Source organism: Hutsoniella sourekii ATCC 700629, from assembly GCF_000518205.1.
In the GTDB taxonomy this organism is placed as follows: Bacteria; Bacillota; Bacilli; order Lactobacillales; family Aerococcaceae; genus Hutsoniella; species Hutsoniella sourekii.
In genome coordinates this window covers 1-21,095 of record NZ_JADD01000027.1, presented here as the reverse complement: position 1 = coordinate 21,095, position 21,095 = coordinate 1, and the positions used below count along the sequence as shown (strand labels likewise).

22 protein-coding genes and 1 pseudogene are annotated in these 21,095 nt (G+C 39.1%); 20 read left to right on the top strand and 3 right to left on the bottom strand.

Annotated elements, in window-relative coordinates; all coding sequences use genetic code 11:
• Positions 1 to 109: 109 nt before the first annotated feature.
• Positions 110 to 1,258 carry a DNA polymerase III subunit beta gene (gene dnaN / locus T408_RS0107185; protein ID WP_028119329.1) on the bottom strand — a complete coding sequence of 383 codons (1,149 nt, stop codon included), beginning with the start codon at positions 1,256 to 1,258 and terminating at the stop codon, positions 110 to 112.
• Positions 1,259 to 1,424: 166 nt separating this feature from the next.
• Complete coding sequence (dnaA, locus tag T408_RS0107180) at positions 1,425 to 2,771, bottom strand: chromosomal replication initiator protein DnaA (protein WP_028119328.1); 1,347 nt, start codon at positions 2,769 to 2,771, stop codon at positions 1,425 to 1,427.
• 451 nt (positions 2,772 to 3,222) lie between these two features.
• Here dnaA and rpmH point away from each other — a divergent pair, with 451 nt between their 5' ends.
• The 20 genes and pseudogenes from rpmH to msrA all read left to right on the top strand — a co-directional run.
• On the top strand, positions 3,223 to 3,360 hold the full coding sequence (gene rpmH, locus T408_RS0107170; protein WP_028119327.1) for a 50S ribosomal protein L34: 138 nt from the start codon (positions 3,223 to 3,225) through the stop codon (positions 3,358 to 3,360).
• Positions 3,361 to 3,470: 110 nt separating this feature from the next.
• On the top strand, positions 3,471 to 3,806 hold the full coding sequence (gene rnpA, locus T408_RS0107165; protein WP_028119326.1) for a ribonuclease P protein component: 336 nt from the start codon (positions 3,471 to 3,473) through the stop codon (positions 3,804 to 3,806).
• 27 nt (positions 3,807 to 3,833) lie between these two features.
• A complete protein-coding gene (locus T408_RS0107160; protein ID WP_028119325.1) occupies positions 3,834 to 4,667 on the top strand; it encodes a YidC/Oxa1 family membrane protein insertase in 834 nt (277 codons plus the stop codon).
• A gap of 21 nt (positions 4,668 to 4,688) precedes the next feature.
• A complete protein-coding gene (jag, locus tag T408_RS0107155) occupies positions 4,689 to 5,573 on the top strand; it encodes an RNA-binding cell elongation regulator Jag/EloR (RefSeq protein WP_028119324.1) in 885 nt (294 codons plus the stop codon).
• Between the two features lie 129 nt (positions 5,574 to 5,702).
• On the top strand, positions 5,703 to 7,082 hold the full coding sequence (mnmE, locus tag T408_RS0107150) for a tRNA uridine-5-carboxymethylaminomethyl(34) synthesis GTPase MnmE (protein ID WP_028119323.1): 1,380 nt from the start codon (positions 5,703 to 5,705) through the stop codon (positions 7,080 to 7,082).
• Between the two features lie 9 nt (positions 7,083 to 7,091).
• Complete coding sequence (locus tag T408_RS0107145) at positions 7,092 to 7,571, top strand: NUDIX hydrolase (RefSeq protein ID WP_028119322.1); 480 nt, start codon at positions 7,092 to 7,094, stop codon at positions 7,569 to 7,571.
• Between the two features lie 11 nt (positions 7,572 to 7,582).
• Complete coding sequence (mnmG, locus tag T408_RS0107140; RefSeq protein WP_028119321.1) at positions 7,583 to 9,496, top strand: tRNA uridine-5-carboxymethylaminomethyl(34) synthesis enzyme MnmG; 1,914 nt, start codon at positions 7,583 to 7,585, stop codon at positions 9,494 to 9,496.
• 66 nt (positions 9,497 to 9,562) lie between these two features.
• Positions 9,563 to 10,174, top strand: a complete 612-nt coding sequence (locus T408_RS0107135) for a thioredoxin family protein (RefSeq protein ID WP_028119320.1) — start codon at positions 9,563 to 9,565, stop codon at positions 10,172 to 10,174.
• Between the two features lie 14 nt (positions 10,175 to 10,188).
• Complete coding sequence (locus T408_RS0107130; RefSeq protein WP_028119319.1) at positions 10,189 to 10,818, top strand: GntR family transcriptional regulator; 630 nt, start codon at positions 10,189 to 10,191, stop codon at positions 10,816 to 10,818.
• A gap of 179 nt (positions 10,819 to 10,997) precedes the next feature.
• Positions 10,998 to 11,714 carry a 16S rRNA (guanine(527)-N(7))-methyltransferase RsmG gene (gene rsmG, locus T408_RS0107125; RefSeq protein WP_028119318.1) on the top strand — a complete coding sequence of 239 codons (717 nt, stop codon included), beginning with the start codon at positions 10,998 to 11,000 and terminating at the stop codon, positions 11,712 to 11,714.
• Positions 11,715 to 11,730: 16 nt separating this feature from the next.
• Positions 11,731 to 12,495: a ParA family protein gene (locus T408_RS0107120; RefSeq protein ID WP_028119317.1), complete on the top strand. Its 765-nt coding sequence runs from the start codon at positions 11,731 to 11,733 to the stop codon at positions 12,493 to 12,495.
• Complete coding sequence (locus T408_RS0107115) at positions 12,485 to 13,366, top strand: ParB/RepB/Spo0J family partition protein (protein ID WP_028119316.1); 882 nt, start codon at positions 12,485 to 12,487, stop codon at positions 13,364 to 13,366. Before T408_RS0107120 ends, T408_RS0107115 begins: the two co-directional genes overlap by 11 nt.
• Positions 13,367 to 13,393: 27 nt before the next feature.
• On the top strand, positions 13,394 to 13,594 hold the full coding sequence (locus T408_RS0107110; protein ID WP_028119315.1) for a DUF951 domain-containing protein: 201 nt from the start codon (positions 13,394 to 13,396) through the stop codon (positions 13,592 to 13,594).
• Positions 13,595 to 13,617: 23 nt separating this feature from the next.
• Positions 13,618 to 14,718, top strand: a complete 1,101-nt coding sequence (ychF, locus tag T408_RS0107105; protein WP_028119314.1) for a redox-regulated ATPase YchF — start codon at positions 13,618 to 13,620, stop codon at positions 14,716 to 14,718.
• A gap of 11 nt (positions 14,719 to 14,729) precedes the next feature.
• On the top strand, positions 14,730 to 15,524 hold the full coding sequence (locus tag T408_RS11160; RefSeq protein ID WP_051444835.1) for a DUF1129 domain-containing protein: 795 nt from the start codon (positions 14,730 to 14,732) through the stop codon (positions 15,522 to 15,524).
• Between the two features lie 96 nt (positions 15,525 to 15,620).
• Positions 15,621 to 17,099 carry an IMP dehydrogenase gene (gene guaB, locus T408_RS0107095; RefSeq protein WP_028119313.1) on the top strand — a complete coding sequence of 493 codons (1,479 nt, stop codon included), beginning with the start codon at positions 15,621 to 15,623 and terminating at the stop codon, positions 17,097 to 17,099.
• Positions 17,100 to 17,220: 121 nt separating this feature from the next.
• Positions 17,221 to 17,916: a response regulator transcription factor gene (locus T408_RS0107090; protein WP_028119312.1), complete on the top strand. Its 696-nt coding sequence runs from the start codon at positions 17,221 to 17,223 to the stop codon at positions 17,914 to 17,916.
• Positions 17,906 to 19,096 (top strand): sensor histidine kinase, encoded by a 1,191-nt coding sequence (locus T408_RS11155; RefSeq protein WP_051444834.1) that lies wholly within the window; start codon positions 17,906 to 17,908, stop codon positions 19,094 to 19,096. The genes T408_RS0107090 and T408_RS11155 overlap by 11 nt, the downstream gene beginning before the upstream one ends.
• The gene (locus T408_RS0107080; RefSeq protein ID WP_028119311.1) at positions 19,080 to 20,384 is read left to right on the top strand and encodes a serine hydrolase; all 1,305 of its coding nucleotides are present in this window, start codon (positions 19,080 to 19,082) and stop codon (positions 20,382 to 20,384) included. Before T408_RS11155 ends, T408_RS0107080 begins: the two co-directional genes overlap by 17 nt.
• An 11-nt stretch (positions 20,385 to 20,395) precedes the next feature.
• Positions 20,396 to 20,740: pseudogene (msrA, locus tag T408_RS11150) on the top strand (peptide-methionine (S)-S-oxide reductase MsrA); the annotation flags it as partial.
• 42 nt (positions 20,741 to 20,782) lie between these two features.
• Here the strand turns inward: msrA and T408_RS0107070 are convergent.
• The coding region (locus T408_RS0107070) for an IS3 family transposase (protein ID WP_028118773.1) at positions 20,783 to 21,095 on the bottom strand (313 nt) is incomplete at its 5' end.

The following is a 21,095-nucleotide window of genomic DNA, read 5'->3' as shown; positions in this document are numbered from 1 at the left end:
CTTAATTGCCTTCATAATACAAATTTTACTAGCTAGAAGGCGTTGATCTATCAAGTGAGTATATTTTATCGATTAAAGAAAAAAACAGCCAAAATGGCCGTTTTTTCTTTTAATGAGTACGTATGGGTGTTAATAATTGCACAAGCTCATTGTGTGGAACTTCACTTTCTTCCAAGGCTCGAATGATAATGGGGCGAACAGGCGATTGGAGCTCAATTTTTACATCGACGCCGTCAAATGCAGCCAAGGCTTCCTTCATATAATCTGGATTAAATGAGATTCGAATCGCTTCACCTGTTACTGATTGACTTGGAATCACTTCGATCGCTTGACCACGTTCATTACCGCGAACAGATAAGGTGACTTGATCTGCTTCAATATTTAACTGAACGACATTATTTTTCCCTTGATGTGAAATCAAACTGGCCCGTTCAATGGCTGCCAAGAATTCACTACTATTAACGATAATCTGAGAAGAGTAATCACTGGGGATTAAACGGTCCGTGTCTGGATAGTTTCCTTCCAGTAATCGAGAATAGATGGTCAGATTTTCAATGGTAAATATTACTTGCTTGTCGCTAATAATCATCTGTAAATCTTGATCATCTTCTACAATCCGACTTAACTCGGTAACTGTCTTTTTAGGAATCGTTAATGAATCAAAGGCTTGGAAATTCTCTGGAATGGCTAAAGGAATTTCTCGCTTACTTAAACGGTGGCTATCTGTCGCCACACCCTCAAGGTGGTTGGCATGACTAGTTAGGTGAAGTCCAGTTAGGATTGGCCGGCTTTCTTGATTGGAGGCTGAGAAGATGGTTTGATTGATCATTGCCTTGAATTGATTGGTTGGTAATTCTAACTGATTATCACCTTGGATGATTGGAAGCTGAGGGTAGGAATCTCCAGCCATTCCGTTTAGGGTAAAGTTAGCTTTTCCTGAGTTGATTGACACTTGTAATTGGTCATCAACTTCAATCGTTACTGTATCTTCTGGTAACTTTCGAATAATTTCGCTAAACAATCTCGCAGCAACAACTACTTGTCCAGTAGTTTGAATGTCTAATTGATATTCCGGATCAGCTACTGGCAAGAAGGCCTCGATAGATATCTCAGAGTCACTTCCAATCATGACCAATTCATTTTGATTAGCAGCTAATTTGATTCCGGTTAAAACTGGAATAGTCGACTTACTTGGAATTGCTCGTAAAATATTGGCGACTTGATTATTAAAGGGTTGTCGCTTAATCGTAAATTTCATGAATCTCGCTCCTTGCTTATATAAATAATATAGATATAGATATAGTATTAGTAATAGGGCCTGTGGATTCTGTGGATAACCGCCTTACGCGCTAGTTATCAACAGTTTTTGCTTGTTGATGAAGATGTGGAAGGACTGTTGATGATTCTGAAAATTATCCACAAGCTTATTTAAGCTGTTTTTTTAGATCGGCTACTTGTTGAGCTAAATTTTCATCTTCTTCAATATTTTTAGTGATTTTTTCATAGGCATGAATAACAGTGGTATGGTTTTTATTTCCGAATTCTTCGCCAATCTTAGGGAAAGAAAGATCGGTTAATTCTCGAGCCAGATACATGCCGACTTGGCGAGGTAAGACGATTTCTTTTTTTCTCTTGCTACCCTTAATCGCGTCAATATCAATTTGATAGTAATGACTGACTTTTTGCAAAATAGCCTGACAAGTTACCGGTTGGTCTTCTTGCGGATTGATAACATGAGAAAGGGCCTCAGCCGCTAAATGAGGGGTTATATCTTGCGCGTGAATAGCTGAATAAGCCATCACTCGCTTAAGCGCTCCTTCTAATTCGCGGATATTTGTGTCTACGTTATTAGCGATATAAGTTAATGTATTAGCATCAATATCCAATTGCTCATTTTCGGCTTTTTTTCGTAAAATAGCAATTCTGGTTTCCAGATCAGGTGGCGTAATATCAGTTGATAATCCCCATTTAAATCGGCTAATCAAGCGCTCTTCCAAATTATTAATTTCATTGGGTAAACGGTCGCTAGTTAGTACAATTTGTTTTTTCTTATCATATAAAGCATTGAAAGTATGGAAAAACTCCTCTTGAGTCTGACCTTTATTTGACAGGAATTGGATATCATCGATCAATAAAATATCGACTTCACGGTAAGATCGACGAAAGTCGTCGGTTGTATTATTACGGATACTAGAGACAAAGTCATTGATGAATTCCTCACTGGTAGCATATTTAATGATAACAGCTGGATTCTTACGTAGAATTTCGTTACCGATAGCTTGCATCAAGTGGGTTTTACCGAGTCCCACCCCTCCATAGATTAAGAAAGGGTTATAGGTCATCCCAGGAGAATCAGCTACCGCCATAGCAGCCCCACTTGCAAGGTCATTATCCTTACCGATCACAAAATTATCAAAGGTATAACTTGGATTGAGGTGAGAGTTGGGATAATTAATCGAAGAAACGGGTTCTTGATTAGCTGAGTGTCCTGTCTCCTTAATTTTATCTTCTAGAACTTGTTCGTCTGGGACAATCATAAAGATAGGTTCGTACTCAACACCGTAAATTTCTAAGCTATGCTTGAGGATGTGACCAGAAAAATCTTTCTCCCAGCGCCTCTTAGTTAAGCCGTTCGGAACAGATAAAGTGATAGTATCTTGGGTAATTCGAAGGGGCTTGAGGGGGTCTACCCAGTTTTTGAAGAGCGCTTCATCAAAAATAGTCTTTAGGTATTGACGCATTTCTTGCCAAAATAGTTCTTTTTCATCCAATTAAATTCACCTCGTTTCGATGCAAACTGCGAATAATCATATTTTAACACAGCCAGACTTTTCCACAAGTGTTAATAACTAAAAAGACTTATCCATAATCAACAAAATGAGTTATCAACAAGGTGAGTTAGGTATGTGGATAACTAATTTACCGCAAAAGATATACACAAATAATCAACAACTGAAAGAGCGTGAAGCCAACTTTAAAATAACTTATGAACAGTCGATAAAAGTTTTATCAACAAGTGATAGTTATCAACTCTTACTGTCAAAATCTGTGCAAAATTCTGTGTAAAATAAACAAGACAGAAAAATTTATCAACAAGACCTGTTGATAAAAATATCTAAAGATTTATTGGAATACAGCTTGACTTTTTTTATCACCTTTTATAAACTATTTGAGTATTGTTTAAATTAAAACAACTTTATATCGATGAAGGAGGTTATGAGGATGACTAAAAGAACATATCAACCGAAAAAACGTCAACGTAAGAAAGAACATGGTTTCCGTAAACGCATGAGTACTAAGAATGGCCGCCGTGTATTAAAGCGTCGTCGTCAACGTGGAAGAAAATCATTAACTGCTTAATTTACAAGTGCCTTCGGGCACTTTTTTTTTGCTGTGATTGTATTTCTCTTTTAGGGTTAAATTCGTTATAATAGATAGAAACAAGTCGATATGAGGATGATAGTGATTTAATGAAGAAAAAGTACCGGGTGAAATCAGACCGTGATTTTCAAAGAGTGTTCCATCAGGGAGAATCCGTGGCAAATCGTCAATTGGTCTTGTATGTTTTAGCTAAGGAGCATCAAGATCATTTTCGTGTGGGGCTTTCTGTTGGCAAAAAAATGGGAAATGCGGTTCAAAGAAATCAAATCAAACGCTATTTAAGACAGGCCATTTTTGAGCTTGAGGATCAAATACCTGCTGAGATCGATTTTATATTAATTGCCAGACATGGGATTAAGGGAATGGGCGTTGACCAAATTAAAAGTTCCATTTGTCATGTAATGAAGCTAGCGAAGATTTTATAGTAGGAGTGAAGTGAGTGGGAGGAAGAGATGAGTAAAAAAATACATAAATGGGCCAAAGTTCTAGTCTTGTGCTTAGTTTTACTGGCCGTCGTTGCCTGTAGTCGAGAGCCCTTGAATGCGTCTAGTAGTGGTTTTGTCGACCAATATATTTTGTTGAATTTATCGAGATTTATTATTTGGTTATCAAATCTATTCAATGGTAACTATGGTATGGGTATTATCTTATTTACCTTGATTATCCGTGTTCTACTCATACCCGTTAATAATATGCAGATGAAGTCGCAACGACAGATGCAAGAAATCAAGCCAGAATTAGAAGCCATTCAAGCTAAATATCCTAATAAAGATCGTCAATCAAGAGAACTGATGCAAGAAGAGCAAGCTCAATTAATGGAAGAACGTGGCTTCAATCAATTTGCTGGTTGCTTGCCATTATTGATTCAATTACCGGTTATGATGGCTCTTTATCAGACGATTTTACGGACAGAAGAACTAAGACAAGGGCACTTTTTATGGATGAATTTGGGACAACCTGATCCTTATTTTATCTTACCGATTCTTGCTTCATTACTTGTCTTCTATAATACTTACCTAATGAGTAAAGCAAATCCTGTCTCGAACGCAGCTAGCAAATCGATGATGTATACGATGCCTTTGATGATCCTTCTAATTTCAATCGGACTACCGAGTGCAATCTCCTTGTATTTTGTCGTCTCAAATGGTTTTAGTGTTCTGCAAACCTTGATTTTTAATAATCCATATAAGATAATTGCCGAAAGAGAAGCAGAAGCTGCTGCTGAAAAAGAACACCAGCGAGAACTCAAACGTCAACTTCGACGTAAAACGGGTAAACGCAAGTAAGAAAGAAAGGAAGCTAGATTGATGCTTGAAATTACTACTGTAAAAGCTGAAACTGTTGAACAAGCAATCGCTAAAGGACTATCACAATTAGGACTAAGCGAAGATCAGGCAGAAATACATGTTATTTCCCAAGGAAAAAAAGGGATTTTTGGCTTTGGTAAACAAGATGCCATTGTTGAAATATCTAATAAGGTTGACTTATCCTATTCAGAGATCACTGAACAATTAGAGGAAGAAGAAGCCCATGAAGAGGGTGTAGAAGAAGTAGCCCCTTCTGTTCAAGAAACGCCCAAGCATTCAGGGGTTGTAGAAGAAGAGCCAGTTGAAACTAAGCCCGAAGTGAAGAATGAATCTAGTAAATTAGAAGCTCAGGCTACAGATTTAAAATCTGTGGTTGAAAATAGTAACCCTCAAAAACCAAAGACAGATGGTAAAGAAAAAACAGATCTAGAAACAGCGGCCGATCTATTGGTAGATTATTTAGAAAAGATTATCGACCAGTACGGTGCACATGCAGATATTAGCTATGAGCAAGAAGACAAGCAACTGATCTTTAACATTGACACTGACAAATCAGGTTTAGTCATTGGGAAACATGGAAAAATCATTAATTCGCTTCAAGTTCTAGCTCAAACCTTCTTCCAACAACACTATCGTCAACGGGTCAACTTACTATTAAACGTAGGTGACTACCGAGATCGTCGGGCTAATGTATTGGAAGAGATGGCTCAACGTACTGCAGAAGAGGTTCTAAGAACGAAACAATCCGTTATACTTGAAGATCTTCCTGCCTATGAGCGAAAGCAAGTTCACGCTTACTTAGCTAAGGTCGATCATATACAAACCCACTCTGAAGGAAGAGAACCCAACCGCTATCTAGTCGTTGATTATAAATCAGAATATTAATTATCTTGTCGTCTAAGATAAAATATGTTATATTTCTTATGAATATTGGCAGTCAAAGTGCTAACTATCCCATGTAAACTTTGTATGGGGTAGTTTAGGCACTTTTTTGTTTATCAAAAAGGAGGATCTATGTACGAAGCAGATACAATAGCGGCTATCTCAACGGCTCTGGGGGAAGGGGCGATAGGAATTGTTCGCTTAAGTGGACCAGAAGCCATCGAAATCGCTGATCGCATATCTAAAGGAAAAAATTTAACAAAAGTGGAAAGCCATACCATTAACTACGGACACATTGTAAATCCTCAGACCCAAGCTACTATTGATGAAGTGATGATTAGTGTCATGAAAGCACCTCGTTCCTACACGTGTGAAGACGTTGTCGAGATCAACTGTCATGGTGGCATCATTGCTGTTCGTAGCATCTTGGATTTGGTTCTAGATGAGGGGGCTCGCTTAGCAGAGCCTGGTGAATTTACCAAGCGAGCTTTTCTGAATGGTAGGATTGACCTATCTCAAGCAGAGGCTGTTATGGACTTAATAGAATCAAAGACAGAATTAGCGAGACAAGCTTCTGTTAATCAATTACAAGGTAGCCTATCTGATAAAATAAGTCAGCTACGGCAAAAAATGCTTAACACACTTGCTCAAGTGGAAGTGACAATTGATTATCCTGAATACGATGAAGTTGAAGAATTGTCTACACAGAAACTTCAGCAAACCGCCCAAGATGTTCAAACTGACCTAAAAAATATACTTAATCAGGCCAGTCAAGGTCGCTTATTCAGAGAAGGAATTCAAACAGCTATTATAGGGCGTCCGAATGTGGGGAAATCTAGCTTACTCAACCGGCTATTAGGCAGTGAAAAGGCCATTGTAACAGATATAGAAGGAACCACACGAGATACGATTGAGGAGTATTTGAACTTGGGTGGTGTCCCTTTAAAATTGGTGGATACAGCAGGTATTCGTGAAACCGATGAACTAGTTGAACAAATTGGTGTTGAAAAAAGTCGACAGCTAATCCTAGAAGCTGATCTAATCATCCTAATTCTCAATCAAGCTGAGGAACTACAAGCCACTGATATTGACTTACTGAAGCAAACCCAAGATCAGGCCCGAATTATACTGCTAAATAAGTCTGATCTAGATCAAAAAATAGATGAAAATCAATTAAAAAAATACTCCCAGCCATCAGAGTGGATCCCTACATCCATGGCTTTAGATGCAAATGTCGATCAAATCCAAGCAGCTATCCAAGCTAAATTTTTTCAAGGAGAGGTTCAGGCGCAAGATGTTAATTATTTATTGAATAGTCGGCATACTCATCTTCTCAGACAGGCGAATCAAGCGCTTGAAGAGGTTCAGGAAGCATGTGAAATGTCGCTACCTGTCGACTTAATTCAGATTGATTTTACCAGAGCCTGGGATTTATTGGGGGAAATCATTGGCGAAAGCTTTCAAGATGAACTCCTAGACAAACTGTTTAGTCAGTTTTGTTTAGGAAAATAGGAGGAAATAATGACACAACAACTATCTACGATTTGTTATTTAGATAATGGTAAGCAACTCCTACTTTTGCATCGCAATAAGAAGGAAAATGATATTCATGAAGGAAAATGGGTGAGCGTTGGTGGTAAGTTTGAGGCTGGGGAGACACCAGAAGCTTGTGCCATTCGAGAGATTCGAGAAGAGACAGGTCTAATCGCAGATAAATTAGATTTGCTAGGTTTTATCACTTTCCCTGATTTCAAACACGATGGTCAAGATTGGTATAGCTTTGTCTATCGTGTCAGTGAATTCCATGGCGAGTTGATTGAAGATTGTGACGAGGGAACTTTGGCTTGGGTTGATTACCAAGACGTCATGAAAAAACCGACTTGGGAGGGAGATTATCTCTACCTAGAGTGGATTTTGAATGGATCTCCTTTCTTTTCTGCCTCATTTACCTATGATCTTGAGGGAGAATTGGCAGATCATCATGTAACATTTTATGAATGAGAGGAATATCTATGGAAAAATACGAAGCAGGAAATTATGAAGTCATTGTTGTAGGTGCCGGGCATGCTGGTTGTGAAGCAGCTTTAGCGAGTGCTCGTATGGGTGTTTCGACCCTACTTTTGACGCTAAACTTAGATATGGTAGCTTACATGCCCTGCAATCCATCTGTTGGGGGGCCAGCCAAAGGAGTGGTGGTAAGGGAGATTGATGCCTTAGGCGGCGAGATGGGTCGTAATATTGATAAGACTTATATTCAAATGCGCTTGCTAAATACAAGTAAAGGCCCTGCAGTTCAAGCCTTACGCGCCCAAGCTGATAAGCATGCTTACGCAAACGCTATGAAAGAAACGATTGAAAATACTGAAAATCTTGATCTCAGACAAGGACTGGTTCAAGAATTAGTTATTGATGAATCTGGTCAGGCTAAGGGAGTGGTGACAGATACTGGAGCGGTATACCGTAGTCAAGCAGTCGTTTTAACAACTGGGACTTCTGCTCGAGGAAAGATATTTATTGGAAATGTTCAGTATTCCTCTGGGCCAAATAATACGTTACCGTCTATTAAATTGTCAGAACATTTATTAGAATTAGGGATTGAATTAACGCGGTTTAAAACTGGAACTCCTCCTAGACTTCATCGAGATACAATTGATTATAGCCAAATGGAAGAGCAACCCGGAGATACTAAACCTAATCATTTTTCATTTATGACAGCGGATGAAGACTTTAAAGATATTAATATTCCTTGTTGGTTAACCCATACCAACTTACAAACCCACCAGATAATCGAAGCAAATCTAGAGCGAGCCCCGATGTTCAGTGGACTGGTTGAGGGGGTAGGCGCTCGTTATTGCCCGTCTATTGAAGATAAAATTACACGATTCAGTGATAAACCTCGCCATCAACTTTTTGTTGAGCCCGAAGGTTTGCATACAGCTGAGATGTACCTACAAGGTCTATCTACTTCCCTGCCAGAAGAAACTCAGTTAGAAATACTGAAATCCATTCGTGGCCTAGAAAATGCGAAATTGATGCGACCAGGTTACGCTATTGAATATGATGTGGTTATTCCTCACCAATTAAGTCAAACCTTAGAGCTACGCCAGGTTCCTGGTCTATTTACTGCAGGCCAAATGAATGGAACTAGTGGATACGAGGAAGCGGCCGGTCAAGGCTTAATGGCTGGAATTAATGCAGCTTTGAAAGTTAAAGATGAAGAAGGCTTTATATTAGGAAGAGACGAAGCTTACATTGGAGTCATGGTAGATGATCTAGTAACAAAAGGGACTACCGAACCTTACCGCTTACTAACTTCTAGAGCTGAGTATCGGCTGTTATTAAGACATGATAATGCAGATTTAAGATTAACAGAAAAAGGTTATCAATTAGGATTAGCCACTCAGGAACGTTATCAACAGCTGATAGCCAAAAAAGATTTAATAGCCGATGAAATGAAACGGTTAAGTCAAGTGAGAATCAAGCCTTCTACTCCTGGTTTAGATGAGCTATTCGAGCGCGTTAATTCCACGCCGCTCAAAGATGGTATCCTTGCTATCGACTTATTAAAACGACCAGAAATTGAATACCATGATCTGGTCACTTTAATTCCAAGATCTGATCAAGCCTTAGATCGTCAAACCGGTGAGCAAGTGGGTATTCAAATCAAATATCAAGGTTATATTGAAAAAGCTCAAAGAAAAGTAGAAAAAATGCGGGCAATGGAAGATAAAAAAATTCCGGATAATATTGACTGGGATGCCATTGATAATTTAGCCCTTGAAGCTCGCGAAAGATTAAAATTAATCGGACCAACTAGTTTAGGCCAAGCCAGTCGCGTAAGTGGAGTTAATCCAAGCGATATTGCCATATTATCCGTTTATATTTCTCAAGGTGGGCATCAGTCAAAGCAAAAGAAGACAAAGTAATAGTTTAGTCTTAAGTTAATTCATGTTAAAATAAGCAGAAAGCAATTAAAGAAACGAGGATCTCACATGAAAAAGTTTATTGTAACTTTACTATGTCTGGTTATGGTTGCGGGAGGAGCCTATTATGGATATCAATACTTTAACGACCAAGCTCAATCCAATCAGCAAGAAGAACAAGACCAACCAGGACAATTAAATGACAGTCTCGTAAATATTCCCTCTACCCTGAATTGGAAAGACTTATCTGATGAAGAAAAGAAATCGCTCTATCAAGAACTAGACAAGGTACACTTGTCTTCAGAAGACCACACTAATCCAACTAGTTATAGTCAAGTTCAAGCAATCTCCAGTCGAGAAGAATACATTAAACTATCTTTAGATTCAGCCAATCAAGATAAACTGCTCTATTTTGGTTTCGATGATTGTCCATATTGTAAAGCTTTTTTACCCAAGCTAAACTTATTAGCTGCCGCTTACGACTTACCTATTTATTATTATGATGTTCATTTATTTGGGGATCCTCAAAGTCAAGAAGAAATTATGACAACTTATGACATTGAGACAGTTCCATATGCCTTCAAGATTAGTAATGGTAAACCAGAAACTTCAGTTCATCATCTATCAACCATGGCTGAAATTGAAGATTTTGTGTCAGATATTGCCAAGAACCAAAACTAGAAAAGAGGATGGTAATGACTTTAAAAGACCAAGCTTATCATGTACTTAGACAAGAAATTGTCACACAAAAGCTTGAGCCTGGTACTCCTTTAAAAGAATTGGATGTTGCTGAGCGCTTAAAAATGTCTAGAACGCCAGTTAGAGAGGCTATCAAGCGCTTAGTCCAAGAAGGACTAGCGGTATCCTATTCGTCAAGAAGTACCTTTGTCAGCAAAATCAATCCAAAGGATGTCGAAGAAATTTTTACTGTCCGTACAGCATTAGAGTTACTTGCTCTTCAAATTAGTTTTGATAAAATTTCTCAAAGAGAAATAGAAAACATTCAAGTGGCTTACCAAGATTTACAGACAAACTTTTCTTATCAAGCCGCTTATGATTTGGATTTAAGTTTTCATAATCTATGGATTTTAAATAGTGATAATCAACGATTGATTAGTATTTTAAAATTTTTAGATGGGCAGTTTGAAAGGTATCGTCGTTATTCTCACCAGGTGAAGGCCAGATCACAAGCTTCGATTGATGAGCATTTAATCATACTAGGTTATATTCAAGCCAAAAATCTTGAAGCAGCTGAAAAAGCCTTGAAGGATCACCTAGATAATACTAAATATAATATTGAAAAAGATGTCAGTACAGTTATCTAAGAACAACAAATGTTGTTCTTTTTTTGTCGACAATTGCGACATCGCATGAGATATTAAATTAAAAACACGACAAATGTCGCAAGATATCCTAGAGAAGTCATTGATAAAAAACAATAAGTAAGGTAAAGTATAGTAGCGTGGAACACTGTAATGTTTCACAGATGAGAAAGGAGTTCGCCATGAATCAAGATGAATTTAAAATGGCCCTCGCACTGAAAGGTATTTACCTATCTGAAACACAGTTAGAACAATTTAAGCGTTACTTTGAATTACTGATAGAATGGAACAATAAAATTAATTTAACCGCAATTACGGAAGAAAGCGAAGTTTATTTAAAACATTTCTACGATTCTTTGATGCCTTTATGGATGACACCCATTACTGATAACCAATCTTTATGTGATGTAGGGGCTGGCGCTGGCTTTCCAAGCCTGCCAATGAAAATCATTCGTCCCGACTTACAAGTCACTATTATTGATTCACTAAACAAGCGAATTAACTTTTTAAAGTTATTAGTTGATGAGCTAGGGTTAGATCATGTAAATTTAGTTCACGCAAGAGCAGAGGAAGCAGGACAAGATCCTCTTTACCGAGGGCAATTTGATATTGTGACAGCTCGAGCGGTCGCTAGTTTAAACGTATTAAGCGAACTGTGTTTACCGCTAAACAAGAAAGGTGGCTATTTTTTAGCATTAAAGAGTCAAGCGAGTGAAGATGAATTAAAAGCAGCTCAAAAAGCCATCCAAGTTCTTGGAGCCAAGTACGAAGGGATGAAACAAGAAGAATTACCAGTTGAAGGCAGTGAGCGGACAATCTTAGTAATCAGAAAAACCTTGGAGACTCCGAATAAATATCCGCGTCGACCAGGAAAACCTAACAAGCAACCAATTAAGTAGAAAGGATGATGACCAGATGGGCAAAATGATCGCAGTGGGTAATCAAAAAGGTGGCGTGGGAAAAACAACCACTACAGTCAACCTTGGTGCTGCTTTAGCCTCCTTAGGGAAAAAGGTATTGCTGATTGATTCTGATTCCCAGGGGAATGCCTCCAGTGGCCTTGGTATTGAAAGGTCAGATATTCAATATAGCTTGTATGAAGTATTAGTTGATCAGGTACCAATCAAAGAAGCAATTGTCGAAGAAGTAAGGGAGAATTTATCCGTCGTTCCTTCGACTATTCAATTGGCGGCGGCTGAACTTGAATTAGTAGGAGTTAAGGGTAGAGAATTCCGATTAAAAGAAGCTGTTGACCAAGTTAGAGCAGACTATGATTATATTTTAGTAGATTGCCCTCCATCTTTGGGCCAACTATCCATTAATGCTTTTACAGCTAGCGACACCATTATTATTCCTGTTCAAGCTGAGTATTATGCTCTGGAAGGATTAACTCAGCTTCTGAATACGATCCGCTCTATTCAAAAAACTTATAATAAGCATTTCCGTATTGAAGGTGTCTTGATAACGATGTTAGATGCCAGAACCAATTTGGGATTTGAGGTTGTCGAAGAAGTCAAAAAATATTTTCAAGAAAAGGTATATGAGACTGTTATAAAAAGGAATGTCAGACTCTCTGAGGCTCCTTCTTATGGTCTATCGGTGATTGATTATGATCCTAGCTCCAGAGGTGCGATTATGTACATGGATCTGGCAAAGGAAGTGATTGCTAATGGCGAATAAATCGTCAAAGCGTCGGGGAGGTTTAGGACGTGGCATGGACGCTCTTTTCCAACCCTATGAAGAGCGACAAGAAGACCAAGAAGTTGTTGAAGAAGTCGCGCTAGATGATATTAGGCCCAATCCCTATCAACCTAGAAAAAACTTTGACCAAGCGGGATTAAAAGATCTAGCAGATTCAATTAGGCAATCTGGTGTCTTCCAGCCTGTTATTTTAAGACAATCTGCTATCAAAGGCTATGAGCTCATTGCTGGTGAAAGAAGAGTCCGAGCCAGTCGGATTGCTGGGAAGGAGACCATACCAGCCATTGTTAGACAATTAGATGAAGAAGCCATGATTGAGATCGCTGTAGTGGAAAATTTACAGCGTGAAGATCTAAGTCCTTTAGAAGAGGCAGAAGCTTATCAAATGTTGATGGATAAATTATCACTCACTCAATCAGAAGTCGCCGAGCGCATAGGTAAAAGTCGGCCTTATATTGCAAACTATCTGCGCCTTCTCCATCTCCCTGAAGCCATTAAGACCTACCTTAATGAAGAAAAACTTTCGATGGGACAGGCTCGCACTTTGCTTGGCTTGAAAGATAAGCAAGCTTTGGTCCCTTTAGCTGAGAAAGTCATCAAAGAGCAGTTAACAGTTAGACAATTAGAGGAACTAGTTTCCAAGCTAAATAATCAAGAACAGAAGACCAAACCACCCATAAAAAAAGCCAAAAAATCTCCTTATATTCAAGCAGTTGAGCAAGAAATTCAAGATTATCTAGGAACGAGTGCTAATATTCATCAAAAAGGAGAAAAAGGAAAAATTGAAATTGACTTTTTCTCTGAATCTGACTTGACACGAATCCTAGATTTGTTGAATATTAACCTATAATAATGCGAGGCTAGAAAGAGGAATCCAATGAATACAAAAGAGTATGATAAGTTTGATATTGTCGAAATGAAGAAACCTCACGCCTGTCAAACGAATAGCTGGCAGATTATTCGAATGGGCATGGATATTCGAATCAAGTGTCAAAATTGTGGGCATATTGTTACCATGACTCGAAGAGATTTTGAAAAAAAAATGAAGAAGATCACACAAAAATACGAAGCTAATTAATTACTAAAGAAAGAAGTGAAATTATGTCATTAACAGCGGGAATCGTCGGTCTACCGAATGTAGGTAAGTCTACTTTATTTAATGCGATAACTAAAGCAGGAGTAGAAGCAGCTAACTATCCCTTCGCGACAATCGATCCGAATGTCGGTGTTGTCGAAGTACCAGACAAAAGGCTCGAGGCTATTACTAAGGTAGTTAAACCTCAAAAAGAAATTCCTACAACCTTTGAATTCACAGATATTGCAGGTATCGTTAAAGGTGCTAGCAAAGGGGAGGGATTAGGAAATAAATTCTTAGCAAACATCCGCCAAGTGGATGCTATCTGTCATGTTGTGCGTTGTTTTGAAGATGGAAATATCACTCACGTTGATGGTAAAGTAGACCCTATCTCTGACATTGAAACGATCAATCTAGAACTGATCCTTGCAGATCTCGAGACAATTGACAAACGACTAACCAAGACAGCTAAAATGGCCAAGGCGAAAGATCCAGAAGCAGTGGCCGAACTTCAAGTGCTAGAAAAACTCAAAGAAGCTTTGGAAAGTAATCAATTAGCTAATAGCTTAGAATTTACGAAGGAACAAGAGCCTATCGTCCGTAGTCTATTCTTGTTGACGCGTAAGGATATGCTTTATGTTGCTAATATTGGTGAAGATGAAATCAGTGACCCATCGACTAACCCTCATCTAGCTAAGGTTCAAGAACTGGCTAAAGAACAAGGAGCTGAAGTAGTCCCTGTATGCGCTAGTTTAGAAGAAGAAATTGCACTTCTGGATGATGAAGAAAAGAAAGAATTTCTGGAAGGATTCGGTCTGGAAGAGTCAGGCTTGGACCGACTCATTCAAAGTGCCTATTCTTTACTAGGATTGGGAACCTACTTTACAGCGGGTGAAAAGGAGGTTAGAGCTTGGACCTTCAAGAAAGGAATGACGGCCCCTCAAGCTGCAGGAATCATCCATTCAGATTTCGAACGAGGATTTATTCGAGCAGAGACCGTGTCCTTTGATCATCTGATGGAGGATGGTAGTATGACAGCGGCGAAGGAAGCCGGTCATGTTCGCTCAGAAGGTAAGGATTATATCGTTCAAGATGGTGATATTATGCTCTTTAGATTTAATGTGTAGGAGAATATTCAATGACAAATAAGAAAAATCCACAAACGACAGAGGAAATTCAAGAAGACATTGCTATGACTTCTGAAAATATATCAGATGATGCAAGTCATGAAGCTGGTATGGATCCATCTAGCTCTCAGATTAGCCATGAACTTGTTCCCGGGATTGACCATCATACTTTTGAGGAGCTGACCAAGCGTAACCAACAATTCATAATTAATGTTGATAAACAGTTAGTGGACCATCTTGAATACAGTGATCGCTCAGCTATTCATCAAGAAATGGTTGAAACTCTTCTAGAAGGTCAAAAAAATAGTCAGACAGCTAGACAAATTTATGGAACTCCTAGTGAAGTAGCGCAAGGAATTATTGGTCGTGACACTAAGACGGAGGAAGAAGATGCCACTCCATCACCTGATTGGCAAATCTTTATGGATGGGAGTTTATTTTTAGGCTCAATCTTCACCTTTTTGACGGGTCTATCAATGGTTAACTCACCTGAAAAAGCGACCTATTTGGGGCTAACAACCATGATTCTAAATTATCTAGTGGCTGGATTCGCCATGTTAGCGGTAGTAAAGGTGATGCCTAACCCTGAGGCACCAAAAGGTGAACGTGGCTATATTCGCTATTTTATCGTTTCGATTCTCGCTATGTTGGCGTGGTTCATGGTGGTCAGTATGTCGGCTGTATACATCCCTAATCGTATTAACCCAATTCTACCCGGTGTATATTATATGGTGATCGGTGGGATAACTTTTGCCTTACGCTATTGGTTAAGAAACCACTTTAAGATAAAGGGCGGTATGTTCTAACCCTTACAACTTTAACGAGACTTTAATCAAAATTACTTGCATAAAAGTTATGAAAAGACTACTATTAATCAAATATATTATTAGGAGGCTTCATGAATGACAGGATGGGAAACTAAATTCCAACGAGAAGGTTATACGTTTGATGATGTATTGCTAGTGCCAGCTAAAAGCGAGGTACTACCAAATGAAGTTGATTTGTCAGTAAATCTAACAGATACAATTCGACTCAATATTCCGATTTTAAGTGCAAGTATGGATACGGTAACTGAAGCCGAAATGGCTATTGCGATGGCTCGCCAAGGCGGACTTGGAGTTATTCATAAGAATATGACCATTCAAGCTCAAGCGGATGAAGTTCGCAAAGTTAAAAGATCTGAAAATGGGGTTATTCAAGATCCATTCTATTTAACGCCGAATCATCAAGTTCAAGATGCTGAAGATTTAATGGCCAACTACCGAATCAGTGGTGTGCCTATTGTAGCTAGTGAAGAAAATCTAGAGCTTGTTGGTATTATTACTAACCGAGATTTACGTTTTATAAGTGATTATACGATCCCAATTCGTGACGTTATGACGAGTGAATCCTTAGTTACTGCCCCTGTGGGCACTTCCTTGGAACAAGCAGAAAAAATCTTGCATCAACACCGGATAGAAAAATTACCGCTTGTGGATGCATCAGGTAAGCTTTCTGGTTTGATCACTATCAAAGATATTGAAAAGGTCATTCAGTACCCTAATTCAGCCAAAGATAGCCATGGTCGCTTATTAGTAGCTGCCGCAATTGGAATTACAAACGATACCTTCGAACGAGCCGAGGCTTTGATTGCCAATCAAGTGGATGCCTTAGTGGTCGATACGGCTCATGGTCACAGTGCAGGAGTTATACGAAAGATTAAAGAAATTCGAGACACTTATCCAGATGTAGCTATTATTGCGGGAAATGTCGCCACTGCTGAAGGAGCGCGTGCTTTGTTTGAAGTGGGTGTCGACGTCGTTAAGGTGGGTATCGGACCAGGATCTATTTGTACTACTCGTGTCGTGGCTGGTGTAGGAGTACCACAATTAACAGCTATTTATGAAGCCGCCTCTGCAGCCAAAGAATTCGGAAAAACAATTATTGCGGATGGTGGTATCAAGTACTCTGGTGATATTGTTAAAGCTATGGCGGCCGGTGGCCATGCGGTTATGCTTGGTAGTATGCTTGCTGGTACTGATGAATCACCAGGTGAATTTGAAATTTTCCAAGGTCGACGTTTCAAGTCATACCGGGGAATGGGAAGTTTAGCAGCTATGGAAAAAGGATCTTCTGACCGTTACTTCCAAGGAAAAACCGAAGCCAATAAATTAGTACCGGAAGGAATTGAAGGTCGAGTAGCCTATAAAGGTAGCGTTCAAGATATGATCTTCCAAATGCTAGGCGGTATTAGAGCAGGAATGGGTTACGTTGGTGCCGCTAATCTAGAAGCCCTTCGTGAAGAAGCTCAATTTATTCGCATGAGTGGTGCGGGATTGATTGAATCCCATCCACACGATGTGAATATTACAAAAGAAGCACCGAATTACTCAAGAAATTAATTATTTAGAGCCTGACTACCTCTGTCAGGTTCTTTTTTATAATTTCAGGATAAATGGTTATCCTTACTCATTAAATACTGTATAATGAAAGGTGACTATTTTAACTAGAAGGGGTGAAAAAATGAGAGTACTAATTGCAGATGATGATCATGAAATTGTCGATTTATTAAGTATCTACCTGAAAAATGAGGGTTACAAGGTAGTTCAAGCTTATGATGGATTAGAAGCTTGGAATCAATTGCAAGCTGATTCTCAAATTGATTTGGCAATCTTAGATGTGATGATGCCAGAGATGGAAGGAATTGAAGTGGTTGAGAAGATGAGAGCTAATGGAATGAATATTCCAGTTATAATCGCTAGTGCTAAGACTTCCGACCATGATAAAATTGAAGGACTCATTGCTGGAGCGGATGATTACGTAGCCAAGCCGTTTAATCCGCTAGAAGTAATTGCAAGAGTAAAATCCCTGGTGCGTCGGCAAAGTCAATATAGTGATACTCAAACACAATCAGTAAGTGAGATTGAAGTTGGCCCCCTTGTTATTAATCGAGACGCTCACCAAGTCTTTACAATAGATGGCCATGAAATACAATTAACTGTCTTGGAGTTCGGTATTCTATACCTATTAGCTAGCAATCCAGGCCAAGTGTTTAGTGCGGATGATATTTTCAGTGAAGTATGGGCCGATGAGACAACTGGCACCGCTAAAACCGTAATGGTTCATGTCAGTCACTTGAGAGAAAAAATTGCTAAAGCGACGGGTGGAGATAAAGTCGTTCAGACAGTCTGGGGAGTAGGTTATAAAATTGAAGCGTGAGCAGATGATTCAAGAGGAAGTCATTGAGCTGACGAATGGTGAAAAGTTTGACATTGCCGTAAAAATAATCTGGCGACTTTTCCAAGTGGCACTTGCCTACTTCCTTGCTGTTCTTCTCTATCCGCGTATTATTGGTTATAACTTTGGTGGAGTATACGGAAATAATATTTATTGGTATTTTATTGTTAATCATGATTTAAGAATTGATGGCAGTAACTTTTACAATGCTATTTCCATGGTTGCTCTTTTGGTGGCAATAATTGTTGCCTACCGTAGTTATGAGAAGGAAAAAGCAAGAAAATATTTTGACCACGTTCAAGACTATATTCATTATTTTGCCCAAGGTAATTATGATAAGAGAATTCCGAAGGTGGAAAATTCTCAAACCAACAAAATAATTACAAGTATCAATCAGCTTGTTGCTTCTACTCAGGCTGCCATTGAAGAAGAAAGAAGAATTGAACAAACTAAGGATGAATTGATTGCTAATGTCAGCCATGATATACGTACGCCTCTAACATCGATTGTCGGTTATCTAGGAGCAGTGATCGACCAACAATATTCAAATGATAAAGAAATGCAACAATTCATCCAGATCGCCTACGATAAGACGAAGACAATGGTGACCTTAGTTAACGACCTCTTCTTATACACGGATTCTCGTCAAGCAAGCTATGAAATCAATAAACAGGACATACCAGCCGAAATATATCTCACTCAAATTGCTGCAGAATTCTACTTATCAGCCAATCAAAAAGGGATTGATATTGTTACTCAAATCGAGCCGGAAGATTTGGTTTTATCGATCGATGTAGAGAAGATGGCACGGGTCATCAGTAATCTATTATCCAATGCCCTAAAATATGGTTACGGTGCAGATAAGGTGAAGGTAGTGGCTTATCAAGAAGATATCCATACGATTATTGAAGTGAGAAACAATGGCCAAGTCTTGGAAAAAGGCGAGGAAGATAAGATTTTTGAACGTAGTTATCGCACGGAAAAATCAAGAAAAGCTAGTGAGCCTGGTAGTGGCTTAGGTCTAGCGATCGTTTCGAATATTGTCGATCTTCACGGAGGAAAGGTGTCGGCTAGTGTAGAAGATAATGAAACGGTCTTCCGGATTCAACTACCACCTAAAGATAATAATGAAAGTGATGTTTTAGATGAAATCTCTGTTTAGAATTGGGATCCAGTATCTGAGTGTATTTTTTTTGCTGATGAGTAGCTTTCTACCTGTGAGTCAGGTCTCTGCACAAGATATTCAAGTAGCTTCACCTGCAGCGCTGGTTATTGACTGGGAAAATGGACAAATTCTCTATGAAAAAGAGAGCCAGCAAGTTTTTGAAGTGGGGGGGATTTCCAAACTTCTACTCCTATATTTGATTTATGACCAGGTTGCCCAGGGAGAAATAAACTTGGATGACCAAGTTCATATCTCTGATGAGGCTTATAATCTCAGTCAAAACTATGATGTCAGTAATGTCCCTCTTCGTCAAGATGAGGAATATAGTGTTGAAGAACTAGCGGAAGCTGTTATTATAGCCCAAGCCAACGGAGCTAGTTTAGCTTTGGCAGAACATTTAGCTGGGAGTGAAGCGGCATGCTTGGATTTAATGAGTGAGCAGTTAAATCAATGGGGAATAAAACAGTATGAATTAGCGAGTTTAACAGGCCTTACGGATCAATCTGCTAATCGGATGAATGCGGAAGCAGTAGCCACCATTGCTTATCATCTCTTGCAAGTTCGACCAGAAATCCTGACTGCCTCGGGCAAGGTTCTCGAAGTGTTCAAACCAGAAACTGAGGACGCTTTTGATATTCGTAATGCGAATCTGATGCTAGAGGGAAACTTGTATGGCTATCCGGGAACGAAAGGATTGATGCCAGTAGATAACATAGAAGACAGCAACCATTTAATTATCGTCAATGAGCGTGACGGTCTAGGTGTGATTAGCGTGGTTCTAGGAGCTCCTGATCAAGAAGATAATTATCCAGAATATATAGATACTAAAAAGTTATTGGATCATATTTTCTCGACCTACAAGGCAGAATCAATTATTAACGCTTCTGATCCGGTCACTCAAGTAGGAAAAGTATCTATAGTAGGGGGCAAGCAAACCAGTGTTCCCTTGATTTATCAAGAAGACCTTAACTTAGTGGTTGAGTTGATTGATACAGCCCCGCGTCTGATCTATACTTTTCAAGCTGATCCCAAATTAGCCACTGCCGAAGGTGCCGTCAAGGCTCCGCTAAAGGAGGGGCAGGTTGTCGGATCAGTCGAAGTAAATACAGATAATCCGAAGAAAATCACCTACTTACCTTCAGCAAAAGGAAATAAAGCCAAGGTGGCAGTAACAGCAACCGTTGAAAAAACACATCCCATCGTTCAAAGTTGGCGTCAATTTCTTGAGACAGTCGGTAGTCTATGGCAAGGCATTCGAAAATTCTTTATCTCAATATTTAATTAGGGAGTGATAGTATGAAACAAGAAAAAGCAATTTTTGCTGGTGGCTGCTTTTGGTGCATGGTTCATCCCTTCGATCAGTGGCCAGGTGTAATCTCAGTTGTTTCTGGCTATACAGGGGGAGATTGGCCTAATCCTTCGTATCAAGAAGTTGCCAGTGGTCAGACCGGGCATTCTGAAGCTGTTGAAATCACTTATCAGCCGGATCGAATATCTTATCAACAATTACTTGATATTTATTGGTCAAGTATTGATCCTACGGATGGGGAAGGCCAATTTCATGATCGGGGCTTGGTGTATCGCCCGGCTATTTATTATAGCAATCCCGAACAAAAGGAAATGGCTGAGCAATCCAAGCAGGCTTGATGTGACCCCCAAAAGTTGGAGTTTATAATTGAATACTTAGGCAACGTACTGAGTGTCCTGTTTCCGGTAATCAACTGGAGATAGGCCACTCAATTTTTGTTTAACTCGCTTGTGATTATAGTAGTGAATATAATTATTGATTCTTTTCTCGAGTTCTTCAAATGAGACTCTTTCTTCTCCATAGTACATTTCTTGCTTAAGTAGACCGAAGAAATTTTCCATGGCTGCGTTATCTAAACAATTTCCCTTGCGGGACATACTCTGATATATCTTATTATCCTTTAATTTATCAGTCCATTGCCAATTTTGATAATGAAACCCCTGATCACTATGAATAGTTGTTCGGTAA

Bases quoted from the DNA above. Each gene is read 5' to 3' on its own strand.
- dnaN (WP_028119329.1), bottom strand. From the start codon at position 1,258: ATGAAATTTACGATTAAGCGACAACCCTTTAATAATCAAGTCGCCAAT.
- rpmH (WP_028119327.1), top strand. From the start codon at position 3,223: ATGACTAAAAGAACATATCAACCGAAAAAACGTCAACGTAAGAAAGAA.
- rnpA (WP_028119326.1), top strand. From the start codon at position 3,471: ATGAAGAAAAAGTACCGGGTGAAATCAGACCGTGATTTTCAAAGAGTG.
- T408_RS0107160 (WP_028119325.1), top strand. From the start codon at position 3,834: ATGAGTAAAAAAATACATAAATGGGCCAAAGTTCTAGTCTTGTGCTTA.
- jag (WP_028119324.1), top strand. From the start codon at position 4,689: ATGCTTGAAATTACTACTGTAAAAGCTGAAACTGTTGAACAAGCAATC.
- mnmE (WP_028119323.1), top strand. From the start codon at position 5,703: ATGTACGAAGCAGATACAATAGCGGCTATCTCAACGGCTCTGGGGGAA.
- T408_RS0107145 (WP_028119322.1), top strand. From the start codon at position 7,092: ATGACACAACAACTATCTACGATTTGTTATTTAGATAATGGTAAGCAA.
- mnmG (WP_028119321.1), top strand. From the start codon at position 7,583: ATGGAAAAATACGAAGCAGGAAATTATGAAGTCATTGTTGTAGGTGCC.
- T408_RS0107135 (WP_028119320.1), top strand. From the start codon at position 9,563: ATGAAAAAGTTTATTGTAACTTTACTATGTCTGGTTATGGTTGCGGGA.
- T408_RS0107130 (WP_028119319.1), top strand. From the start codon at position 10,189: ATGACTTTAAAAGACCAAGCTTATCATGTACTTAGACAAGAAATTGTC.
- rsmG (WP_028119318.1), top strand. From the start codon at position 10,998: ATGAATCAAGATGAATTTAAAATGGCCCTCGCACTGAAAGGTATTTAC.
- T408_RS0107120 (WP_028119317.1), top strand. From the start codon at position 11,731: ATGGGCAAAATGATCGCAGTGGGTAATCAAAAAGGTGGCGTGGGAAAA.
- T408_RS0107115 (WP_028119316.1), top strand. From the start codon at position 12,485: ATGGCGAATAAATCGTCAAAGCGTCGGGGAGGTTTAGGACGTGGCATG.
- T408_RS0107110 (WP_028119315.1), top strand. From the start codon at position 13,394: ATGAATACAAAAGAGTATGATAAGTTTGATATTGTCGAAATGAAGAAA.
- ychF (WP_028119314.1), top strand. From the start codon at position 13,618: ATGTCATTAACAGCGGGAATCGTCGGTCTACCGAATGTAGGTAAGTCT.
- T408_RS11160 (WP_051444835.1), top strand. From the start codon at position 14,730: ATGACAAATAAGAAAAATCCACAAACGACAGAGGAAATTCAAGAAGAC.
- guaB (WP_028119313.1), top strand. From the start codon at position 15,621: ATGACAGGATGGGAAACTAAATTCCAACGAGAAGGTTATACGTTTGAT.
- T408_RS0107090 (WP_028119312.1), top strand. From the start codon at position 17,221: ATGAGAGTACTAATTGCAGATGATGATCATGAAATTGTCGATTTATTA.
- T408_RS0107080 (WP_028119311.1), top strand. From the start codon at position 19,080: ATGAAATCTCTGTTTAGAATTGGGATCCAGTATCTGAGTGTATTTTTT.